At 69.5% G+C, this 246-nt stretch carries 1 protein-coding gene; it reads left to right on the top strand.

Going from position 1 to position 246, the window contains the following annotated elements; translation table 11 throughout:
- Positions 1–246, top strand: a 246-nt coding sequence (locus O7B34_RS32095) for a VCBS domain-containing protein (protein WP_337144247.1), incomplete at both ends; no start/stop codon positions are given.

Here is a 246-nt window from a genome sequence, read left to right as displayed (position 1 = left end):
ACAGCTTCACCGTCCAGGTCGACGACGGCCATGGCGGCCTCGTCGCCCAGGTGGTGGCGATCACCATCACCGGCACCAACGACGCGCCGCAGATCACCTCGGCCGCGCAGTCCGGCAACGTCTCGGAAGGCGATGATCTTCCGGCCACGGCGCAGGTCGCGACCGGCAAGGTCACCTTCAGCGACGTCGACACCAGCGACAGCCACACCCTTTCGGTGAGCGCCGCCGCCGCCCATGGCACGGCCA

This window comes from Mesorhizobium sp. Cs1299R1N3 (assembly GCF_037179625.1).
Classification (GTDB): domain Bacteria; phylum Pseudomonadota; class Alphaproteobacteria; order Rhizobiales; family Rhizobiaceae; genus Mesorhizobium; species Mesorhizobium salmacidum.
Note: the sequence above shows the minus strand (reverse complement) of the source record. Positions and strands in the feature narration are given on the sequence as shown.